Origin of the sequence: Diplocloster hominis (genome assembly GCF_032380655.1) — a bacterium.
GTDB lineage: Bacteria > Bacillota > Clostridia > Lachnospirales > Lachnospiraceae > Diplocloster > Diplocloster hominis.
Genome location: NZ_JAWDIY010000004.1, coordinates 147,672 through 170,214 on the forward strand (window position 1 = coordinate 147,672; position 22,543 = coordinate 170,214).

Consider the following 22,543-nt stretch of genomic DNA (forward strand, 5'->3'; position numbering starts at 1 on the left):
TCTCCTTATATTCTAATGATCCGTCAGTGCTTCCACTACATTCCTCAATGTATCGTTACTTCCTACATTTCCTGGAAATATCACATATGCCATCCCCGGATACCTGCTGCCTTCCCCAAGCCTCCAGACCGGTACCCCCTCCGCCGCCTGTCCCAGAATCCTGGCTTCGGTTACCCGATAGGCTTTCACCGCGATCTCACTGGAAGTAATCCCTCCTTTTACGACCACAAACCTGGGGTTCACACGAATTCGTGCTGCGATACCGGTCACTGAATCTGCGATTCGGCTGGTGATAGCCAGCTCCTCTTCGGCACCGCCCTTGTTCCAGTCCAGCCGTTCCCGTTTTGTATAGATAACCGCCGTCACGCCGGAGGCCATCGCAGATTCCGCCGCTTCCACCACCCTCTGGGCCTCCTGCGCAAGCCTGGCTGGCTCAAGCGCCGTATGCTGATTGAATTCTATGAATCTAAGCCCCGCTTTACTTTTCATCAATGTGTTTAACTGTTCCGTTGTCTTTTTTACATGTGACCCCACAATCACCAGACCGCCGTTTAGGTTCGATTTTTCAACGAGCCTCCCGGCTTCCATCAACGGGACAGAACTTATGCCTCCGGCTATCTTCGGCCACGACGACGCCGTGCGGGCGATAAAATTCATCCCTTTTTTCAGCATCTGGTAGTAACAGACGGCAAACACCTTAAGATCCATATCTGTGGCGGCGTTAACAATCACTTTGGGATACCTGCGCTCAGAAAGCACAGCGTTTATCCCCTCAAAATCCAGGTTGCGGAGCATCTCCAATGAAATGCTGCCGACCTGATCTGCTGTCACATTCCCTTTGGTCTTTTCCTCGATCCACTTTTTTAAATCTGAATTCTTATATCCAAAGGCTTTGTCCTGGCCAAACTCTGATTCGCCAACCGGGATAAGCCTCCCCTCATCCAGCAGATAATGGATGTCGTTTATCGTATAGCGCCTGCCCTCGTGAAAATAGGGAATCAGCAATTCTTTCCTGTCAGCCTGAGATAGCCCTGCTGCCAGCACCTGTGTTTCCTGTGGGTAATGTCCCCGCAGTGTGGAATCCCCTCTGCTGATCAGTTCAAACCTGCGGCCCGTTACTCCGGAAGCCCAGACCAGATTCTCCACGATTTCCCTCTGCACGGCTGCCGTCCTTGCACCCGTCATACTTCTGGAATTCGTCATGATATAGAACATGTTTTGGGGGGGTTGAAAAGCTTTCAGCAGGCTTTCCCGGTTCCAGCCGGTATAGACATTGATGTCATGGACCGTCTGTCCTCCTGTGGGATCGTCGTCGATTACGGCCAGCAGGCGGTCGTTTTCCATTAAGAGCTGATGTAACAGACTGTTTACCTTTTCTTCCTCGTCTTTTGGATATTTATACTTTAAAAAGCTTAGCAATACGTCCTGATCTTCTCCCATTATGCTTCTCCGATCCTGTTATAAAGTTCTTTAAATCCTTCCCGCAGTTTCAGATAGGACTGATATTCTTCTAAAAGTCCTTCCGCGTTTTCAGCCGGATATCTGCGCCCGCACCGGTAGATCTGCCCCAGCTCCTTAAGATTCTGCTTTCCCGCTCCCACAGCTCCCAGCAGTGCGGCTCCGCAGCACGCCGCCTGTACACAGGCCGGTACTTCTATGTCCGCTCCCTGTATTCTGCTTTTCTGCTTCATGATAAATTCAGAATTTGCCAATCCGCCGACTACCCGCACTTGGTCGAAGCTCTGATGGAACAGACGCTGATACCCTTCGACCTGCTTTTTTAACTCAAAACAGATTCCATTGATTACAGCCCTGATCAGATCTCCCTGCCGGTGGCTGTCGTCCATCCCCCACAGACAGGCCCTCCACTGGTTATTTTCAACCGATCCCCGCAGAAATGGCAGAAAATATACCTTATCCCCCTGCCTGGCATTATGTTCGGCCTCCTCCGCCATCCAGTCATATTCCGATTTCCCGGAGCTTAAGGCCCTGTATCTGCCCCCCTCTCCTATGGTATTCAGATACCATTCGACCGCCGCCCCGCAGGATTGGTTCGATGTGATAACCCGGTACAGCTTAGGCCCGCAGTGAGGATAAAAGGAATAGAACTTTTCCAAGGCTTCCCCATTCAGCAGCGGTTCCTCAACCGCCGCCATCGATACTTCCGCCGTACCCATCGAATCCAGCACAACGCCGGGCTCAAATATATTTACCGCGACTGCCGCGCAGGCGTGGTCATGTCCGCCCGCAGAAACAGGCATCCCTCCTGTCAAGCCGGTCTGCTCCGCCGCTTCCTGCGTCACTCCTCCCACAAAAGTTCCGCCCGGTAATACTTCCGGGAACAGCTCCCCTTTCATTCCCGCGGCGCCCAATATTTCTTCCGACCACTGCAGTTTTCCTATATCGAATGCCATCGTCCTGGAAGCGATCGAATAATCGGTCGCATAGTTTCCGGTAAGCTTATACAGTACCCAATCCTCAACCGACAGCCAGTGGCATGCCTCTGCGTATACTTCGGGAAAATGTCTCTTAATCCACAGCAGTTTACAGATCCCATACTTATCCGAAGGCGTCTGTCCCGTAATCGAATAAATCCTGTCCTTCCCCAATTTCTGCTTCAGCTCTTCTATTTCCTGCTTTGCACGCGGGTCATACCAGGCTATAAAGTTAGTCAGCGGATGTCCGCCGGCATCCGTCAGCACCCCTGATTCCCCCAGCGATGAGATGCCCGCCGAAACGATTTCTGACGCCCCGGTCTCTTTCACGACTTTTTGGATACAACGGCACAGGACTCTCCACAATTCTATTGGTTCAAATTCACTCCATCCCTCGATCGGGTGAATAATAGGCGTTGGCTCACTCCAAAATGCGGCCATGCTTGCGTCCGCCGTAAATAAGGCGGCCTTCACATTCGTGGTACCCATGTCGATACCCAGATAGTATTCCAATCCCATCCCTCCCAGCTACATATTAAGCGCCTTTTTGAATTTATTGATATAAGACCGGCTGACCGGAATCTCTTCTTTCCGGTCCGTCAGTGTAATATTAAAGGTCGAATTAAACATCGGCGCTATACTTTTGATATGATTCGTATTAATCAGGAAACTGCGGTGGCATCTGATCCAGCCCGCCCCCTTTAATTTGCCTTCCCAGTAATTCAGATTATTTTTTAATTTGAACTCTTCCTCCTTTGTATACAGAAAGACTTCCCGGTCCAGTGCCATAATGTAATAGGCATCATCTGAATCTATCACGTAATACTTCTTATCCTTCATTCCCGTCAGCTTCGAGATCGATGTGTCGATCTCTAATTCCGGCAGGGATTCCCTGTATTTTTCTTCTTCCCGGACCAGTCTTTCCAGCTTGGCAAGGGTACGGGCGACCCTTGCATGGGTTACCGGTTTCAGGATATAGTCCGCCGTATTCACACTGAAGGAATTCATCACATATTTGTCATATGCCGTCACAAAGACGATTTTTATATTCGGGTCGATATTAAATACACGGCCGGCGACTTCCAGTCCGCTTAAAATAGGCATGGAGATATCCACGAACATGACATCCACGTCCGTATTATCTTCCACATAATTCAGTACACGCATCGGATCTGTGGATTTATATATAATGTCGATATTCTCAAATTGGTTCAGTATATAGGTCAGATTATCCAGGATCAACTGTTCATCATCAATCAGGATCACTTTTAGCTTATTCATATCGGATGGCCCCCTTTGGTATGGTAAATTGTACCTCTGTACCGTTATTTGGTGAGCTTATGATGACCAGCTGCTGGTTATAATACATGGACAGCCGTTTTTTCACATTGCTGATCCCGATGGAGGAACCGGCCTGCTTCCCGGAATGCAGTATTTCTTCCAGCCGCTCCTCATCCATTCCCTTGCCGTCATCCTTTATACAGACCGCGAGATATCCGTCTGTTTCCCGGATTCTGATTTCTATATTCAGTTTTTTTATTCCTGTGATTCCATGTTTCACACAGTTTTCCACAATCGGTTCGATCAAAAGCGGCAGAATCAGATCGTTTTCATCCGCCTCCATCTGGATTTCATATTGGATCATATCGGCAAACCGTACTTTCTCGATGGCCAGATAGGCTTCCACCAGATCGATCTCTTTGTAGATCGGTATGCCATCCTGCAGGTCTTCCGTGTACAGTCTGCCCCGCAGGTATTCACTGAAATTGCTCAGCATTTCATATGCCTGAAGCGGCTGTTGCAGACACAGCGGCATAATCGTGCTCAGGGTATTGAAAATAAAATGCGGGTCCATCTGTGCCTGGAGAAAATCTAACCTTGCCCTCGTCTTTTCCTGTATGGACGTATGCAGTAAAATCAGGGACTGTATTTTTTGCAGCAGATCCGCCTGAACAAAAGGTTCCGTCATAATGTCATTGACACTGCGCAGTAATTCCTGGTCCACGTACCGGTATTTATCCCGGCAGATAATCAGAATCGGCAGCTGCTCCAGCGAATATTTTTCACGGATGGATTCACAGAACCGGTTGACATGGGCGCTGATGAATATGGTACCGATGATCACAACGCCGATATTGCCGGAAGTCTTAATATAGTTCAGCGCTTCCTTCTCCGTATAAAAACATTTCAGCACATAATCTTCAAACATCAGATAAGAACGGATTCTCTCGATCTGCTCTGCGTCTGTGCTGATCAGTATAATCTTCTTTCTGTTTTCCGCCTCAGCGGGCCCGGCCTGGTTCCTGGCTTCTCCCTCAACCATTGGGTTCCCGCAGCCTTCCAATTTATAATTGACGGCAAAGCGGACGGACGGCCCATTTTGACGGATGTGTGCCGTAAATGAATTCGTATGATTCCGAATATGGTTTTTCGCAAGGATCAGTCCGATTTCTTCGTCATTCATCAAAAGCTGGGTGTCGCGGGGTGAGGTCAGTATCCGCCTCATCTTTTTTGCGGCTTTTTTACGGCTCTGATTCAGATCGCCTGCCAGCTCGATGAGGATATCCCCTTTTTTATTTTTTTGAAATAAAATCCCAATCGTTTCCATTTCCAGAATCCCGCAGAAGGCCAGCAGAAAGGTTTGGTTTGCCTGGATCAGCAGATACGGATCTCCGGTTACATAATCGTTTTCTGTAATCTCCCCCCAGTCCGTATTTATCTTAAGGGTGCCGGCCTGTTTTTTCACCAGAGATATGGCGGCATGAAAAACTGATACCAGATTCGCGTTAATTTTATTGGCATAAGGTACCTGGGTGGAAAGATAATGGTAATTCCTTAGATTATACAGGTAATCCTGCATTTTATTGATTTCCCGCAGCATCCGGTCCAGGATGTATTTTTCTTTTTCCGAAGCATCTGGAGGCACTTCTTCGGCAAGCGTCTGCTGATAACAGGAAAGGTTATTGATCGGGTTCAGGCAATTGCTTATGATTAGCTGCGTCATATTGTCCTTATGCTTCGATAGCTCCATCAGCTTCCGGTTCACCTCTCCCCCAGCCAGATACCCGGTCCGGTGATATTGGAAAAAACACAGGAACAGGCAGACGACATAGATCAAAACGGCAGCCGGGAGTATATCTTTATAGATATCATAGCCTGCCGATAGTGTTAAATATTTATATCGGGAGCAGACGACGAGAAGGATACTGGGAATAAGATAAAAAATCAATAAAATGTAGTTTACAAAATCTGTTTTTATTTCTTTTTCTATACTATAAAGCAAGGCTGCCGTTATCATAAATACGATTTCCAGGATACATAAGAAACTCGTTATGCGTGTACCGGGATATAGAAAATTAAATGGAAGCAATAACAGGAGGTATCCTGCCCCGGCCCCTTCATTGATAAGCCTGAATCGTTTGAAACGGCGGAACCGAAACTGATTCAGCAGCGCCTGATTAATCGAATTCAGCAGCAGCAACAGACACAGCCCCTGGCTCACTCTCCAGACCACCGCCTGGGCAGCAGACGCATAGAATACTAATTCATAGTCCCAGATACTGATCACCAGCCCTGCCGCATACCAGAAAATCTTCGAATAGCTTAAGAAGTCGGCCTCCTCATAGGATATGAAAAACAAAAATATGCAGGATAATCCAAACGCATACAGGGCGACAGCCATGATTACCCGTCTTATCGTAATCAGAAAAATATGCTGCGTGGACAAAAGATTCGAATAGATATAGAGCGTCTCATGAAACCGTTTGGTCTGGCACAGTACGATAAATATAATCAACAGCGCCGATGCCACCGCAGCGATTAAAGTCCCCAGGTAATTAGCTGTCTTTCTGCCCATATGCGTCCACCCCCTGATTATTTGATTAATTTAACGAAGCAAATTGTTTATCCAGATCCGCGCAGTAAGCGTCCACATCAAAGCTTCCGTTCATGGCATGGCTCTGCAGCGTTTCGAACACGATGTCCTGATACTCGGAAGTAAATCCGTTCACACCCGACATCACATATAACTGATCCCCCTCGTATGCGGTAATATCATTCAGGGCGTCCAGCGTTTCAATATCAATATTACATCCCGTAATGCCGTGGGCATTCACAGCATAATATTCCGCTGATTCCTGGGAGCACATAAATTGGAAGAAATCTTTCGCCACAGCCAGCATATCCGCATCCTGGGAGTTATAGACGCAGAAACTGTTGCCTGGCTTCAGTTCCATAATTGCTCCGGAAGGGTCTTCCGACGTAGGAAGCGCGAATGCGCCCAGCTGTGCGTCCGGATTGATCCCTAATACGCCGTCGATGGTCCAGGAACCGCAGATCGCGATAGCCGCTTCCCCGGTAGCCACCTCATTCATAGCGTCGTTCCATTTTGTTCCATAGGGATCACTGCCCCAGTAATCCTGGTTGCTCATAAACATGTTCATGGCATCCTTAAATGCCTGGTCATCCGAGAATTTGCTGCTCAGGTTCATCTTATTGGTGAACCAGTCCTTATCCTTTGCCACGCAGGCCACATCCGTGTAGATATCGCTGTATCTTCTCATACACCACACTTCTGAAAAACCGACTGCGATGGGTGTTACCCCATTGTCCTTTAGTGTCTCACATACCTGTTTAAATTCCGATATTGTGGCAGGCACTTTCAGATCATATTTTTCGAACACTTCTTTATTGTAGAAAGCACAGAATCCATTGGCGTCCAGAGGGACTCCCACCTGTTTGCCCTCCCGCTGTCCTTCTACCAGCAGGTCTGCATCAAAATTCTCAAGCCCATCCACATCACTTACGTCCGCCAGGTGTCCGGCCATCTGGAATTCCGTCAGGTATACCGGTTCCAGGTCAAAGATCATGGGCGCGTCCCCGGAAGCCACTTTTGTTTTCAGCACGGTCATATAGTTATCCGTCGTCTGCAGCTCCACATTAATTTTTACATTGGGATGTTTCTGCTGGTATGTATCCACAAGATACTGTACCCAAGCCTGTTTCCCCTCCTCGCGCAGGTGGTGGAGCCAGGTAAAAGAGATTTCCTTATCGGTAATTTGGTTCTCACTGCCTGCGTCTGCGGCCGGTTCCCCGCTCTTGTCATCTGCGGCCGGAACTGCCTCTTCCGCCTTTTCCTGGGCCGCAGGCTCAGAAGCGTCCGTCCCTTTGCTCTGGCATCCGGCCAATGGAAGCGACATCACTATCATAGCTGTTAAGGCTAGTAACCCACATAATCTTTTTCGAATCATACTTTTCTCCTTTTCTATTCCTTTTCTCGATTCCTTTATTTTACAGTTTTGCTGTTATCCTGCCCAGAGAGATTCCGATCAGGTTTTCACAGCTCCGGAAGATATCCCTTCCACCAGATACCGCTGCATAGCCACAAAAAAGATTAAAACCGGAATCATGCAGATAATGGATGCCGCAAAAGCCATACCATAATCCGACACATGTTCCCCGAAGAAATAATACTGTTTGACGGTCAGCGTTCTGATCTCATCCTTCTGCAATAAAATAACTGCAATATTAAAATCATTCCAAAGCCACATGACATGCAGGGCGGCCACGGTTGCCGCTATGGGTTTCAACAGCGGGAATACGATGATAAAAAATGCCCGGTAAGGCCCGCACCCATCGATCAGCGCCGCTTCTTCCATATCCACCGGAACCGATTTGACGAACCCGACGAACAGGAAGGTCGCATAGGCGATACTGTATCCGGTCAGCATGATGATCATTCCTGTCAGCGAATTCAGAAGATTTAATCCTTTGAATATTTTATACACTGCAATCATGATGATCTGAAACGGGATCATCAGGGAGGATAAATATACTTTATCCATGAATTTTAAGAAGGGGTTGTTTTTGCCATTCCTAGCGATCGTATAGCCGCCCATGGCGGAGAACAGGACAATCATGGCCACCGATGGAAAGGTCACAATCACGCTGTTGAGCAATGATCTGGCAAAATTACTTTTCTTCATTCCTTCTATATAGTTTTCGATGTTCAGCGATTTTGGCAGGGCCATAATCGAATCCGCGATTTCCAACGGTGTCTTAAAGGAAGTAATGACAGCCAGGTAGATCGGGAACAAAAAAACTGCAGTGACCAATAACAGGCCAATCACGACGGGCATTTTCCCAATCAGTCTTTTTGAATGTCTCCGGTAACGTTTCAAAGCTCTACCTCCTTCCTTCTGAAGAACGATGCTACAAGATTTCCAATCAGAATCAGGAATACAGCGAACAGCAAGGCGATTGCCTGCCCGTAACCGGCTTTGTTGTAAGTATACAGATTTTCAAATATGTAGATAGACATTGTCTTCGACGCCCCTCCCGGTCCGCCTCTGGTGGCCGACAGCGTCATGGCGAACTCCCGCAGCCAGGAGGTCAGCGATAACGTCACACAAACGGAAAAGGCGGGCGCCAAAAGCGGCAGCGTCACTTTCCGGAACCGCTGGAATACAGTTGCCCCATCGATCTTTGCCGCTTCTACCAGTTCTACCGGTATATTTTTAATACCGGATAAATAGATCAGCATATTGATCCCGCAAGTGTTCCAAAGGCCCATGATTACGATAGCCGGAATTACCCAATCCGGATTGCCCAGTAAGCTTTTAATCTGGAATAGCTGCGAAAATACCTCTTTATATATAAAATTCCAGATAAATGCCGTAAGGATCGAACTAAAGCATACCGGCATAAAAAATATGACGCGGACAATATTACTGAGTTTCCCTGTTTTCTGGTTCACCAGCAGCGCGGTTCCCAGCGCTATCACATTATTCCCGATTGTCCCCAGGACCGCAAACTTTATGGAGTTGATCATCGGATCGATCAGCCGCTGATCACGGAATACACTGATAAAATTCTTAAATCCTACATAATTGTAATCCGTCGTGATTCCGTTCCAATCCGTAAATGCAATATGTATTCCGTTGAAAAGCGGTATCAGTACGGAAAACGAAAACATAAGAAACCCCGGCAGAAGAAATACATATTGTGACGTCTTTTTTCCATTTATCATTTTTCTATTACGTTTCATTATAATCCTCCGGAATACATAATTCCAACGCCATACGTTTCTTCCAGATATTTCCATTCATGTCTATCTGGAGTTTATAATGTCATACACAGCTTCTCACAGCAATCACCCCCATAACCTTTTTGAGTTACTTCTTAACCATTTTGTATCGGGTTATGGGTTTATTATAGGAACTGCAAAAGGAGTTGTAAATTTTTCCAGGATACAATACATTTTTCCCCACAACTTCAGCACATATGCACTACGAGCTACATACTCCTCCGTATGTTTCAATGCTTTATTTATAATAAACACGGTTTAATCCGAAATAATTTTGACAGATATTTTTTCATACAAAGAACCCCGGGGATACAGACCGTCCCGGGGTTCTCTTTCTGAATCAGCTTCAATTTTTCTTTCTATCATTCTACTATTTTTCCAGCGTTTCGATTTCCTTCCTCATACTGCCGGATGTGTTCCCTCTCAAGCGACATCATCCGTTCTACCTTTGGAGCGGAGCCGCCCCCCTGAAAATCGCAGTTCAGCCAGACATCCGTCAGATATTTCGCCAGTTCCTCCCCGATCACACGCTCACCCATGCACAGGATCTGTGCGTTATTGCTCTTGCGGGACCGTTCGGCGGAAAATGGGTCATGACATACCGCCGCCCGGATTCCCGGAACTTTGTTGGCACACATGGCCATACCGATCCCGGTTCCGCACAGAAGGATCCCTCTCTCGAAGCGGCCGGCCGCGACCGCGTCAGCCACAGCATAGGCGATATCCGGATAGAGCACCTTCTCCCCCTGAGCCGCTCCGAAATCTTCCACCTCTATCTCCTGTCTGCGCAGATGCTCCATCAGGATCATTTTCAGATGATATGCCGCCTCATCACATCCAATCGCCAGCTTCATGTTATCCCCCCTGAATCTAAAAGCTCCACAATTCCGTCCGCCATAGCCGACAGCAGCAGGCAGCAGGATACCGCCCCCGCGTCCGGCACGCCTCTGGAACGCTCGCCCAGACGGCTGGAACGCCCGTATCTGGCGATCATCTCCACGGTAGAATCCCGGCCCAGCTCAGCCGCTTTCTTCATAAGCCCGAGAGCTTCGCGAAAGGATAAATTTCCTTTCACGGAAGACCGAAGGCTTTCCACCGCCGGATACAGGGTATCCACTAAGGTCTTATCGCCCGTTCTGGCGTCGATGATGTCAAATAATTCCTCCATCCCTTTGGAGAGCATCCGGCTGAAACACTCCAGGTCAATCCTGCATTCCCCGGAACCGGCATCAAATATGGAATTCTTACCGGTATCGGCTTCCCCTGCCGCATCTGCCATGGCACTCAGCAGAGTACCATAGATGGGTCCCATGGAGCCCCCGATCTCATTGAACAGAACTCCTCCCAGATATTCCAGACCTTCTGTAAAGCTATAGTCCTGTTCCCGGTATCTCTCCTGGAATAAAGTGAAGCCTTTATTCATATTCATTCCATGGTCGCCATCCCCGATCAGCCCGTCCACTTCGCCCAGGTACTCTTTATTTTCCTGAATCACCCTTACCATTCCGGTCAGGATTCTTTTTCCGCTGCGATTGTCAAACGTATCCACATTTCCACTCCCTATTTGTTATAATCCTTCGCTTTGTCTTAATGCTTCTCATCATCTGTATTCTGCTTGTATTTTCAATCCTGTTATGTCATGCTGTACTTTTCGAAGATGCCTTTCCCATCGACATCCAATTCATCCCTGCAGCGCCGTCTGCTTCAATCCCACACTGACCGCTGGATAACCGATTAATTCCTTTAATTCTTCGTCCAGTTTCATCACGGTTAAGGTGGCGCCCATCATATCCAGGGATGTAAAATAATTTCCCACATATGCTTTGTGTACCCGATACCCCTCCTTCTTCAACCTGGCCTCTATCTCGTCGTACAGCACATATAATTCCATGACCGGGGTCGCCCCCAGCCCCGAGACCAGTACCGCCAGCTCGTCGCCCGGTACAAAAGGTCCGTCCGGAATGACCACATCCAGCATCCGCTGTGCCATCCGGTCCGCGCTCTCTAACGGACAGACCTCGATCCCCGGTTCTCCGTGGTGTCCGATTCCGACTTCCATCGTCCCCTCCCGGATCTCGAAATTCGGATGCCCCACAGCCGGCAGAGTACAGGGAGTCAGACCGATCCCGATACTCCTGGTGTGGTCGACCGCCTTGCGGGCCGCGGCCGCGACCTCGTCCAGGCTGCCTCCCATAGCCGCTTTCGCGCCTGCAGCCTTCCACATGAGCACTTCTCCCGCGACCCCTCTTCGCTTTTCCCGCTGATCCGCAGGCGCCGAAGCTGCATCGTCATTTGCCGCCACGGTCCGAACCTCGATTCCCTCCCGTCGGGCCATCTTAACAGCCATTTTCACGTTCATATTGTCGCCGGAATAATTTCCGTACAGGCAGACGACGCCCCGGCCCTGGTCCGCTTCCCGGAACGCATCCAGAAACGCGGATGCCGTGGGAGACGTACAGATCTCTCCCACTGCGGCCGCATCACACAGGTTTTCGCCCACATAACCGATAAATGCGGGCTTATGTCCTGAACCGCCGCCGGTCACGACTCCCACCTTTCCAGGTTTAATATTTTTGGCTTTCACTACCCTGGGGTTCGAAGTCTTCTCAACCAAATCGCCATGGGCCTTCAAAAATCCTCTCAGCATATCATCGACGATTTCGTCCGGATTCTTCATAATTCTCTGCATCTATGTACCATCCTTTCCGGTCAGCTTCCCTCTGTCAAAAGCTCCACATCCACATTCAGCATCCGGCAGATCATCTCAAGCTCATCCACATGGTCCCCATAAACCGCATGACAGTGGTTTGCGTCGAATTTCTCCAGGAAAATGCTGTGGTCAAAGGGCAGTCTGGCAAACACATGGGGCCACTCTTTTGTGGTTTCCGCCATTTTCTCCTCCGGCAGTTCCACGAAATCCGCCGTCATAAGTGTCATCCGATAGCGGCCCTGCGTCCGGTTCAGTCTGGCCAGCGTGGCCTTCCCCGCTTTCGTCATACAGTTTACATGACAGCCGCCGCCCGCATAGATGGGAAGGCAGGGATACAAGGTCACATGCTTCAGATTATCGGCCGGATCGTCCGAGGCCCCTGCGTACCAGGTGGACTGGGAACCGCAGTTGCAGAACACCATCACATCATTTTCTTTATCATAGTGCCTCACATCCATGAAAATCACCGGATCGCCTGTGAGCAATTTCAGAATCTGCATGGTGAGCGCGGCGTCGGAATCCGCCTCGCAGGCGTAGACCACCGGCTCTTTTTCGCCGTCCCAGTCATAGGGATCGTTCATAAATGCCGCGCTGATACATTCCGTGCAGTAGTGCCGGCTCATCTCATAATGGCATTTCACACCGACGAAATCATAGGCTTCTTTGTGAACAATCTTTTTCAGTGCCTCATAATGCCGGATCTGTGTTTTCAGTTTTTCCGGCGTCAATCTGTTTTGGTCATACTCGATCGCTTTCACATGGCTGCCCAGCCAGTCAAATGCCTTATCCACCTGCTCCTCCGGGATCTCCTCCGCCACCCGTAGAATCTCTGACTGATCCATATGATCCACATCCACACCGAACTGCTTCTGCCAGTCCTGCATACTAACGGTGGCGCTGTACATTCCCAGGCTTCTGCCGCCGATCAGTCCGTATTTCTGCCCATTTAAGCGGTTCACTACCATCGCGCATCTGGCAAAAGTCAGATACTTCTGAAGTACCTCCGGTTCTGATACATCGCCGGCCGCCCGGAAATGATCAATTCCCAGATGATGCAGCGCGCCGCCGCTGGCCAGCATGGCCACCATCCCGGGCCAGTCCGGATTCAGGTTCGCCGCCAACAGAAAAGGTCCCCTGCCGTTTTGGGCAGCAATTACGGAAAAATTTGGGAAGCTGAATACCCCATAGGAAAAAATCGTTCCATCCACACCCTGCCGTGCCAGCTTTTCCGCTTCTTCTTTCGCTGTTTTCACTGAATTGACCAGTCGTGCCGCCCGGATCACCTCCACCTCACCGCTTTCCTCCAGCGCGTTTGCGATGGCATCCAGCTGGGCCTGCACGATCTCTTTCAGGTCTTCATGTACCTCGGGCTCTCCGTCGGAGAATCCCAGGATTCCTATTTTAGGTTTTAAGTTCAATACGACTACCTCCTTCTATTTTAATGCACCCGGTTCCTTCAGCGAAATACCAATCTGTATTTTTACCGCTTCTGTCCCAGATAGACACCCGATGATTCTCATAATCCCTTAATATACCCATCTGGTCCAACATAGGATTTCCTTAACTCCCCATAGCAACACTCTCCTTTCACCTTACTTCCAGTTCCATTTTATTTCATATATGAAATATATTTTATTATATATGATATTATACTCCTGTTTCCAAACAAGGTCAATATTTCATATAAAAATTTTATATTTCATATATGATATAATAATTATCTTTCGCAAATTAAAAATCGTATATCAAATCACCGTAACTTCAACTTGCTACATTCCATCGTTATGGTATAATAAAAATCATGAGATATAGGGAAATAAATGTAAGGAGACAATCTGATGAATGAATCAAATATATATCCGCCGGCTGTGGACCGGGCCATTCAGATTCTGGATTACATGGCGCAAAACCATGAACCACAGACAATAAAGAATCTCTCTTCGATACTGGGTATCCCGAATGCGTCCCTCTTCCGTATCGTAAAATGTCTGACCGATCATAATTACCTGCGTCTGGAATCTGAACAGCCTGACCGCTATGTGTTGGGCTATAAGCTCTACTGTCTTGCCCAGACCGCTTATGACGGTTCCCCTTTGGGAAGAATCGCCATGCCCCACATGAAAAAATTGGCGGAACAGACCCAGCAGGCGGCCCAGTTATGCGTTCTGCAAAGCGGAACCATTATCACGATCGAACAAGTGATTCCCAGTAATGCAACCATTACCATAATCGCAAAATTAGGTGAGAAAATACCTGTCAACCTCAGCGCCAGCGGGAAAATCCTGTTTTCCTTACTGCCGGAGGCCAAACAAAAGGCTCTCATCCCGACAGTCACAAAATCACTGAAAAAGAGCACGGCAAAGACTGTCTGTGAGATTAATCCTCTGCTGGAAGAAATACGTGCCACCCGGGACCGGGGCTATGGTACAGACATCGAATGTTATGCCACCGGGATCGGCTGTATCGCCGTCCCACTTTTTGATTATACCAGTAATCCGGTTGCCGCATTGAATCTGACAGGTCCCATAGACCGCTATACCGACCCCGACAGTGCCCGCTTACTGCTGTCTAATCTGATCACCGCATGTCAAAAGATCTCATCCGCGCTGGGTTATTCACAAGCTGGAGACTCTTACTATCAGATATTAAAATAGGTTTCCTGGCCTAGTTTGGCTTTGCTATGGGGGGAAACAAATAAGTACAAAACAACTGCTGCAAAACCAAATCATAATAGTTTTGCAGCAGTTATCTGCCTCTAAGCTAACCTTACTTTTGAATTTTTAACGTTCTGGATTTTCAACTTTTCAACTCTTTACCATTCTTTATTTATCTTCTTTATTTTACTCCTTCCTTTTTCCACTATACTTCATATTCGTTCTCACGACCGCAAACAGCATGACTGCCGCTGCCAGCAGGAAGATCCAAAGTTCCATATTCCCCGTATCAGACGTTTCCGCGCTGTGGGCGCTCCTGTCCGCTTCATGACTGGAATCATTACTATTCCCGGAACCGTTATCCTGATTCCCGTCTTTTCCCGAATCTTCTTTTCCAGGTTCCACTTTTCCAGGTTCCTCTTTTCCAGGGTCAACTACATCCGGATCATTCGGATGATCCGGCCCGATCGGTTTCTCATCCTTAATACTGAAATTCAATACTGTCGTATTTCCTGCCTGGTCAATCGCTGTAATCTGATAAGTGTCCGGTTCGGTAACCACTGTACCGTTTTCAGCATCCACGCCGTTTATCTGCAGTGTCTTCAGATTCTCCTCCTGCACAGACACTTTTACGGATGCTTTATATTCGTTCCCGTCCGTAATCCCTGGTATTACAGGCGCTTTTCTATCTACCCTGAATTCCCGGATGAATTCTTCTCCGGACACAGTAGACGCTACGATTCTGTAATCCGCCATTTCCCCGTCAGGGAACTGCAGCTGGAACGCGCATGCGGTTCCTGCCTGGCTGTTAAGACTGCTATTCCCAGCTTGTACCATGTTTCTGTCATTTTCTGATACCACGGCAGCTGTCTGATCAGGATCTGTACTTTCACTATTTTTACTTTCTGACGTTACCGCTGCATTTTCTTCGGTATTAGGCGCAGTATCTGCCGGCCCAGATATCTCCTGAGATATCCCGGATATATTTTCTGTTTCCGGCTTGCTAACTTTGATATTGTCAAAATAAAGCTTCGTGGGATCCCAGGTCCGAATACCGATCCTGCCGGCTTGCGTCCTGACACCGGCCAGCGTCTCGTTAAAGAGCTCCGCCCCGTCAACCCATACCGTAATATGTTCTCCCTCGAACTGAACCTTCATCTGGTATGTCGTCCCCGCAGTCAGTTTCGGCGCATCAGCGAATACTTTATTACCGCTTACTCCGGTTCCTGACAGGAACCAATAACTGTCATTCAGGGCATCCGTCCCCACTTCCACGAACTGGGAGCCATCTTCACTGACCCGGAACATCATCGACCCTTTACCGCCGATCACACCATCGGGTTCAGCCGGGGTAAACTCATATTCAATCGTACCGTCCGCAAATTCCGGTGTCCTTCCGGAGAGATACCAGTCATTTCTTGCTCCAGAATGCAGGAACAGCTTACCATCCTGTACCGAAGCAGCGGATGTACTTCTCATTCCCTTCCATCCTGCCTGAGAATTCGTAAAATCATTCGTATAAGGCAGTTCGAAAGGCGTATCGATCATAACCAGGGCATTCATCGATTCTTCCAGCTCTGTCAGCGCATCCTCCACATTTCCCTGAGTGGCATTCACATTTCCTTCCACTCCAATCGCGGCGGTTAGCTTTTCTGACATGTCCGCCCAGCTGACCGGATCATAATCCCCTTCCAGATAGCTCTGCGCTTTTGCAATCGCGGCTCTCAGCTCCGTTTTATCCGCGCCTGCGATCTCCAGTTGATGCGTCAGCTTAGCCGTATCCTGATCCATGCTTGTCGTTACTTTTTGCTCCGGCAAGGATCCGGTAGGCGCATGTCCGGTAACCGTATACTCTTTTCCCCAAACCAGATTATAGAATGTGTAATTTCCCCTGGAGTCTGTCTGTGTTCCTCTTCCGTCATCCAGGGTGATGGTCACACCTTCCACTCCCACACCGTTGCTGCCGATTACTTGTCCGTTAAGGGTACCGCTGTTTACTTTCAGATTATCCAAAGAAGCATAGCCTCTGCTCCATTTATTGATTCCGACAGCGCCCGATGTGGTCTTTGCCCCCGGTACTTCCTGGTTAAATACTTCCTTATCATCGATCCAAACCGTAAAATGTTCTCCGACAAACTTCACTTTGATCCGGTAAGTCTGTCCGCTGGTAACAGCCGGACATTTTCCGGAAGGAAATACCTGGTTCGCTATACCCGTTCCGCCTAAGAACCAATAATTTCCAACATCCATTCCCACTTCGACGAAAGAGGACTCCAGGGTATCAAACCGGATCAGGATAGTAGTGCTGCCGTTTCCGCCGGCCGTGATTTCCCCTTCCACGATGCCATCCTTAACCAACGGGGATCTGTCCGGCAGAAACCGCTCCGGGTTATCCTTCGCCGTATACACCAGTTTCCCATCTTCCACCTGAACAAAACCGCTGCCGAGCGTTTTCCAGGTATCCACTCCATCCTCAAAGGTAAAGGTATATGGGATATCATAAGGTTTGCTGAGCTGGGTAAACGCGAACTGGTCCACCAGGGCCTCTTTGGCGCCGTCCCCGCTAAACTGTAACACGATCCTATGATCTCCCGGAGACAGCGGTGTGTCAAAGTGGAAGATCTGCTTGTCATAGTCATCGGAAGCTGCGATATCAAATGTTCCCAGTTCCTGACCGTCCGCCAGGACTTTCAATTGATAAGCTTGTTCCCCTTTCGAAGTCCATACAAAGCTCTGTGCCTCCTGATCAAAAACGACCTTTTCAAATACAAAACTGTCATCGGGACTGATCCCCTCAATCACTTCGTTTAAGGATTCCGGGCTGATCCGGCTGGTCCGCACATTAGCGGCATCGGTGCTGTCATAGGTCTCCATCTGAATATTAGCAGACGTATGCGCAGCCTTATCCACAGAACCATCTCCGGTATAATCCCCCTGGTATTCATGCATACCGATATCCGGCGCGCCATGATACAGGGGATTCCCCAGCATATCCTTCCCACCGTTGTTTTCTATCCCGATCCCCCGGTTAATCGCAGGAGAATCCGAAGAAAGCTGCCAGCCCCTGGCCGCGTCCATTCCATCCAGTGCATGGGGTACGGCCAGAACCGGGACAGAATTTACCGTCTCGCCGGTCGTGTCCGCTGCGGTGGTATCCGCAAATTTCGGATCTGCGATATAGGTATTGACTGCCTGGGCCGGAAGGGATACCTCGTTTCCATGTCCCCAGATCAGGTTATTTCGGAACGCAGAGATGGAATTGTCATAGGTAATCTCATCGGCTACAAAAATATTATTATAAAACTCATTCTTTAACCCGCTGGCTTCATGGATATAGATCCTCCCGCCACCAGGGGCGATATAGACCGTATTATTATAGAATTCCAGGTTTCCCCGGTTATGGGTCACGATGGTCCACTGGGTTCCCGGCTCATTGACGCTCAGATTATAGCGCATGATCCAGTTCTCGTAATTGGGCGAATTGAAATTACAGTCCATCAGCATACCGCCTTCATTTTCATGACTGTAATTATATTGATACAGAGAAGTTCCGCCGGAACCCCAGTCGGTATCCCATGCCATGCCATCCCCGCGGAAATAGCGGGTCCTGGCGCATTCATTATACTGGAATACCGGATTGCTGGTGTTGGACTGCCAGATCCCTGCGATTACGCTCGGTCTGTTGTCCTTCGTCATTTCACCGGCATTATATCCTACATTCCTCTCTACCAGGATGTTGTTGCAGTATTCCGTGACGATGGCGTCCGCCCCAGTCCTGGCGATGGAGTTGCCCCGGATGATCACGTCCTGGTGATACCTGTCATGTTGGAAATTATAATGTCCCGCATCTTCTACATTGAAATTGATCCCCTGGCAGCTCATATCCCGGATGATGTTGTTTTCGATCAGCAGCTGATCGAACTGCGCCGTTTCCCCTTCCGTCCCTTCTACCCACATATAGATACCGGCGTTATGATACATATCATAGGTACCCGCCGGCGGGTAGCGGTTGGAAGAACCTTTTACATTGTATATTTCATTGTCAACGACCTGTATCTGCTCCAGAACCGTGCTGGTCCCTCTGGTAGCCATCACTATGATACCGCTTCGAAGCCCTTCATTTTCACCCAGTTCTTTTATATCGTTGGGGGAACCGTCGGGTTTCTTCCCCAGATTCGTGATCGCCAGCCCTTTGACCCGTACATATTCTTTGTCCTTAATCAATACGGCGGCCGTACCAGATTTGGTCAGCCCGTCCTGGTCGTCACCGGTACCCATGATCAGCGGCCGGGCGCCTTCCCCATAAGAAGAGTACTCGATCAGTTTTCCTTCCTCCCCGGAAGAGCTCACGATCAGGTTCCCAGCCCAGGCGGAACCGCATTTGAACAGGATCTTGCTGCCCGGTTCGAACTTCGTATTATTGACCTTATCAAGGGATTTCCATGGTGTCTGTTCACTTCGTCCATCATTATCATCACTTCCGGTTACGGAGTCCACATAGTACCTGACGCTGTCCAGATCGGTCAGGCCCAGTTCCAGATTCTCTCCATCCTTATAGACCTGTACCTCCCGGACCGGGTCGGATTCCAGATGATCCACAGTCACCTCTACCTGATCCTCACTGCCTGGTAAAAATCCGGCGTCATTAACCTCCCTGCTAAGCCTGATCGGCTGATCCGCCGCAAAAGCCGGCTGGGAGATTCCCGTTAATACGGATACTGTCATGGCAGTACTTAAAAGACAGGCCATAACCCGGTTCTTCATACCTCTCATACCCTTCTCCTCCATTATATATAACGTTCCAGAATCCACTGGCGCAGATCCTGATTCACTTCGATTTCACTTGTCTCATTCCACTTTTTAAACTCTGCCTGATATAAGTCCTCCACCCACTCATGCTTTACCGCTGGATACACTTCTTCCAGCGTGTAAAACCCTGTTTCTTCTGTCTTATTGATAACCGCGATATCATAGGTTGCGGCGTTTTCCGTCACAGGAGTGATGTCGCCCTCCTGCAGGAGTAATATCTTTTCCCGGAGTGCAGGGTACACATTACTGTCATGGTGATAGCTCTCCTCATCGATGCGGATGTCTTCCTCTTTTACCAGACCATCCGCCTTCTCCAAAGCTTCCCCGACTGTGCCTCCTTTTGTTAGGACCTCCAGGCATTGGTGCAAGGCCTCATATCCGGGGCCGCCGTCCTGCGCCTCTGTATATAGCCGCGTTGCCTCCGCGCTTTTTGGCTTCCCATAGAGTTCCTTATGTTCCTGCATATATTGTTCCAGCTGCGGATGCGCCGGCTGCTCCTTATCCCATAAACCTTCTTTAATGATCCCTTTCAGTTCTTCCAGGAAGTAGTCATAATATTCATACATCTCAATATCCACCGGTCCATAGACCACCGCACCAGCATTTAGCCCCTGCTGCGTTTCCTGATTGGCTCCCTGTTTTCTGCGCTCCCGCTCTGCTATCCAGATATCCTTAAACTCACGGAAGCTGCCTTCCTTTAGTACTCCCATCTCTTTTGCTCTGGAAAATATAAACCGGTTCTGCATCAGCTGCTCAAACGTCCGTTCCATCAGCATATCCACCGGCACCTCTCCTCCATAAGACCGGTCCCAGGAAAGATCGCCCGGCTGTATTTTGTGCACCGCAGTAAAGTAGGCATACACGTCGGACTTCTGGCGTTCCAACAGCATCTGGTATTCCTCCATCTCTACAGGACCGCCAAAGATCTCAAGCGCTGCAATCATGTCTGATTCAGCATCCGCCGTCTGATCCGACGCAAATACATACCATCCCGCACAGGCAGTTATCCCGATTAACAGAAGAAAAACGATCATAAATAATTTCCCTCTTTTTTTCATACAGCTCTCCGTTTCCCCTAGCCTTTTACCGCGCCGGCCGTCATCCCGGAAACCACATATTTCTGACAATAGAGATACAGTAATGTGATCGGCAGTGCTGTGAGAACCAGATCCGCGAACACATAGTTCCAGTTGCTCTGATATTGGCCGAAGAAATTATAGACCGTAAGCGGCATCGTCCATTTTTCTGAAGTATTGAAGAAGTACAGCGGAATCATGAATTCATTCCAGGCTCCCATTGCCGTAGATACCACAGCAGTAGCCAATATCGGCTTCAGCAGCGGCAGGATGATCTGAAAAAACATCCGCAGCGGCGACGAACCATCGATAAATGCCGCTTCATCCAGTTCCCTCGGCACGTTCTTGATGAAACCGGTCAGCGTAAATATGGTCCACGGCAGCTGTACCGCTGTCATGATCAGGATAACACCGAGATAGGTTCCGGTCAGATTCAGGATTTTCAAGAGACCGAACGTGGTGACTACCTGAAGCGGGGACACCATGCCCACCAGGAACAGCGCGTAAACGCCTTTGGTATATCTGGAGGGCCGTCTGCTGACTACGAACGCGCAGCAGCTTCCGCAGAGTATGACGATCAGTGTTACCGCCGCCGTGATCACCGTGCTGTTAAAGAACGCTTTTGCGATTCCGCCGGAATGGATGACATGGGCATAATTATCAAAATGCCAGGCAGAAGGCAGTTTCAGATTAAACAACTGTGCCTCCGCCGCATCCTTGAATGATCCCAGGATCATGATGAACAGCGGAACCAGAATGATAAGGCTTAACAATGCCATAAAAACGGACAGCAGTACCGTTATAACCCGCTGTTTTGTCTTATAAGTCATCACATCTCAACCTCCCGCCGTTTTAATAATCCGTTGATGAGCAATGCAATCACCGTGATCATCAGGAATAAAATCAAACCCATCGCGGTGGAGCGTCCCAGGGAACCTTTGGAAAACTCCCGGTATATGTAGGTCCCCAGTACCTGGGAAGCATTTCCCGGACCTCCTCCGGTCATGACATAGACCTGTTCAAATACTTTGAAGCCTCCGATGGTATTCATCGTGACCACTACCGTGAATGCCGGTGCCAGCAGCGGAAATGTGATATTTCGGAACTGCTGCCACTTTCCCGCACCGTCGATGGTGGCCGCTTCATAAAAATCCTTCGGGATTCCCTGAAGTCCTGCCAAAAAAATCGCCATAGCGAAACCGGCCCATTTCCAGATCTGCACGAAGATTACACAGTTTAACGCTGTCTTCGGGTTCCCCAGCCAGTCCCGCTGAAGGCTCTCAAGCCCCAGTGCGCCCAGCAGCTGATTCAATACCCCATCCCCCATGCGCAGTACCGCCGTGAACATGATTCCCACTACGATCAGGCTCAATACCGCCGGCAGGTAAAACAACGTGCGGTAAAAACTCTTTCCGAATAATTTCTGATTCAGCAGCAGCGCCAGAAGCAGCCCTATCACGATGATCAGTACGGTTGATATAATTGCGAATTTAAATGTATTTTTCAAAGCCAGCAAAAAATACTCATCCTGTACCAGATAAACAAAATTATCGATTCCATTGAATTTGGGTGTAAACAGGCGGTTAATGTTCCAGTCTGTGAAGCTAAGAGCAAACGCGGCCGCCACCGGCACCGCGAAAAATATCACAAACAGAACGACAGCCGGAATCGTAAAATAATTTGGATAAAACTTTTTTAATTTTTTATCCATAACTTCCTCCATTTCTTTAAAAAAGAGAGTGCCCTTCTCTTATAAACAATCCAGACACTCTCTA

The 22,543-nt window shown here is 48.8% G+C and carries 16 protein-coding genes; 1 reads left to right on the forward strand and 15 read right to left on the reverse strand.

From position 1 onward, the window contains the following. Positions 1-12 precede the first annotated feature (12 nt). The 11 genes from ABC831_RS05455 to ABC831_RS05505 all read right to left on the reverse strand — a co-directional run bounded on the left by ABC831_RS05455 (position 13) and on the right by ABC831_RS05505 (position 13,647). Complete coding sequence (locus tag ABC831_RS05455) at positions 13-1,440, reverse strand: four-carbon acid sugar kinase family protein (protein WP_343247236.1); 1,428 nt, start codon at positions 1,438-1,440, stop codon at positions 13-15. Beyond that, a complete protein-coding gene (locus ABC831_RS05460) occupies positions 1,440-2,948 on the reverse strand; it encodes an FGGY-family carbohydrate kinase (RefSeq protein WP_343247237.1) in 1,509 nt (502 codons plus the stop codon). Before ABC831_RS05460 ends, ABC831_RS05455 begins: the two co-directional genes overlap by 1 nt. A gap of 15 nt (positions 2,949-2,963) precedes the next feature. Then, the gene (locus ABC831_RS05465; RefSeq protein ID WP_343247238.1) at positions 2,964-3,716 is read right to left on the reverse strand and encodes a LytR/AlgR family response regulator transcription factor; all 753 of its coding nucleotides are present in this window, start codon (positions 3,714-3,716) and stop codon (positions 2,964-2,966) included. Continuing rightward, positions 3,709-6,291 (reverse strand): sensor histidine kinase, encoded by a 2,583-nt coding sequence (locus ABC831_RS05470; RefSeq protein ID WP_343247239.1) that lies wholly within the window; start codon positions 6,289-6,291, stop codon positions 3,709-3,711. The genes ABC831_RS05465 and ABC831_RS05470 overlap by 8 nt, the downstream gene beginning before the upstream one ends. A 25-nt stretch (positions 6,292-6,316) precedes the next feature. Continuing rightward, positions 6,317-7,684, reverse strand: coding sequence for an ABC transporter substrate-binding protein (locus tag ABC831_RS05475; protein WP_343247240.1), 1,368 nt, complete (start codon positions 7,682-7,684; stop codon positions 6,317-6,319). A gap of 78 nt (positions 7,685-7,762) precedes the next feature. Then, positions 7,763-8,614 carry a carbohydrate ABC transporter permease gene (locus ABC831_RS05480; protein ID WP_343247241.1) on the reverse strand — a complete coding sequence of 284 codons (852 nt, stop codon included), beginning with the start codon at positions 8,612-8,614 and terminating at the stop codon, positions 7,763-7,765. After that, positions 8,611-9,480, reverse strand: coding sequence for a carbohydrate ABC transporter permease (locus ABC831_RS05485; protein ID WP_343247242.1), 870 nt, complete (start codon positions 9,478-9,480; stop codon positions 8,611-8,613). The genes ABC831_RS05480 and ABC831_RS05485 overlap by 4 nt, the downstream gene beginning before the upstream one ends. 401 nt (positions 9,481-9,881) lie before the next feature. Next, a complete protein-coding gene (gene rpiB / locus ABC831_RS05490) occupies positions 9,882-10,373 on the reverse strand; it encodes a ribose 5-phosphate isomerase B (protein ID WP_343247243.1) in 492 nt (163 codons plus the stop codon). Next, complete coding sequence (locus tag ABC831_RS05495) at positions 10,370-11,068, reverse strand: dihydroxyacetone kinase family protein (protein WP_343247244.1); 699 nt, start codon at positions 11,066-11,068, stop codon at positions 10,370-10,372. The genes rpiB and ABC831_RS05495 overlap by 4 nt, the downstream gene beginning before the upstream one ends. Positions 11,069-11,200: 132 nt before the next feature. Continuing rightward, a complete protein-coding gene (locus ABC831_RS05500) occupies positions 11,201-12,208 on the reverse strand; it encodes a dihydroxyacetone kinase subunit DhaK (protein WP_343247245.1) in 1,008 nt (335 codons plus the stop codon). 20 nt (positions 12,209-12,228) lie between these two features. Further along, positions 12,229-13,647 (reverse strand): L-fucose/L-arabinose isomerase family protein, encoded by a 1,419-nt coding sequence (locus tag ABC831_RS05505; RefSeq protein WP_343247246.1) that lies wholly within the window; start codon positions 13,645-13,647, stop codon positions 12,229-12,231. Between the two features lie 420 nt (positions 13,648-14,067). On the opposite strand from ABC831_RS05505, the gene ABC831_RS05510 reads away from it, so the two are divergent. Then, positions 14,068-14,883, forward strand: coding sequence for an IclR family transcriptional regulator (locus ABC831_RS05510; protein ID WP_343247247.1), 816 nt, complete (start codon positions 14,068-14,070; stop codon positions 14,881-14,883). A 186-nt stretch (positions 14,884-15,069) separates the two neighbouring features. Here the strand turns inward: ABC831_RS05510 and ABC831_RS05515 are convergent, their stop codons facing one another. Genes ABC831_RS05515 through ABC831_RS05530 form a run of 4 tightly spaced genes read right to left on the reverse strand, consistent with a single transcriptional unit; the run spans position 15,070 to position 22,479 of the window. Continuing rightward, positions 15,070-19,656, reverse strand: coding sequence for a 3-keto-alpha-glucoside-1,2-lyase-like domain-containing protein (locus ABC831_RS05515; RefSeq protein WP_343247248.1), 4,587 nt, complete (start codon positions 19,654-19,656; stop codon positions 15,070-15,072). 14 nt (positions 19,657-19,670) lie between these two features. Beyond that, complete coding sequence (locus ABC831_RS05520) at positions 19,671-20,750, reverse strand: peptidylprolyl isomerase (protein WP_343247249.1); 1,080 nt, start codon at positions 20,748-20,750, stop codon at positions 19,671-19,673. A gap of 17 nt (positions 20,751-20,767) precedes the next feature. After that, positions 20,768-21,598 carry a carbohydrate ABC transporter permease gene (locus ABC831_RS05525; RefSeq protein WP_343247250.1) on the reverse strand — a complete coding sequence of 277 codons (831 nt, stop codon included), beginning with the start codon at positions 21,596-21,598 and terminating at the stop codon, positions 20,768-20,770. After that, positions 21,598-22,479 carry a carbohydrate ABC transporter permease gene (locus ABC831_RS05530; protein WP_343247251.1) on the reverse strand — a complete coding sequence of 294 codons (882 nt, stop codon included), beginning with the start codon at positions 22,477-22,479 and terminating at the stop codon, positions 21,598-21,600. Before ABC831_RS05530 ends, ABC831_RS05525 begins: the two co-directional genes overlap by 1 nt. Between the last annotated feature and the right edge of the window lie 64 nt (positions 22,480-22,543).

What these genes read in the sequence shown, in the direction of transcription:
- ABC831_RS05465 (WP_343247238.1), bottom strand. Translation starts at nt 3,716, where the DNA reads ATGAATAAGCTAAAAGTGATCCTGATTGATGATGAACAGTTGATCCTG.
- ABC831_RS05520 (WP_343247249.1), bottom strand. Translation starts at nt 20,750, where the DNA reads ATGAAAAAAAGAGGGAAATTATTTATGATCGTTTTTCTTCTGTTAATC.
- ABC831_RS05455 (WP_343247236.1), bottom strand. Translation starts at nt 1,440, where the DNA reads ATGGGAGAAGATCAGGACGTATTGCTAAGCTTTTTAAAGTATAAATAT.
- rpiB (WP_343247243.1), bottom strand. Translation starts at nt 10,373, where the DNA reads ATGAAGCTGGCGATTGGATGTGATGAGGCGGCATATCATCTGAAAATG.
- ABC831_RS05530 (WP_343247251.1), bottom strand. Translation starts at nt 22,479, where the DNA reads ATGGATAAAAAATTAAAAAAGTTTTATCCAAATTATTTTACGATTCCG.
- ABC831_RS05475 (WP_343247240.1), bottom strand. Translation starts at nt 7,684, where the DNA reads ATGATTCGAAAAAGATTATGTGGGTTACTAGCCTTAACAGCTATGATA.
- ABC831_RS05470 (WP_343247239.1), bottom strand. Translation starts at nt 6,291, where the DNA reads ATGGGCAGAAAGACAGCTAATTACCTGGGGACTTTAATCGCTGCGGTG.
- ABC831_RS05525 (WP_343247250.1), bottom strand. Translation starts at nt 21,598, where the DNA reads ATGACTTATAAGACAAAACAGCGGGTTATAACGGTACTGCTGTCCGTT.
- ABC831_RS05515 (WP_343247248.1), bottom strand. Translation starts at nt 19,656, where the DNA reads ATGAGAGGTATGAAGAACCGGGTTATGGCCTGTCTTTTAAGTACTGCC.
- ABC831_RS05485 (WP_343247242.1), bottom strand. Translation starts at nt 9,480, where the DNA reads ATGAAACGTAATAGAAAAATGATAAATGGAAAAAAGACGTCACAATAT.
- ABC831_RS05510 (WP_343247247.1), top strand. Translation starts at nt 14,068, where the DNA reads ATGAATGAATCAAATATATATCCGCCGGCTGTGGACCGGGCCATTCAG.
- ABC831_RS05500 (WP_343247245.1), bottom strand. Translation starts at nt 12,208, where the DNA reads ATGCAGAGAATTATGAAGAATCCGGACGAAATCGTCGATGATATGCTG.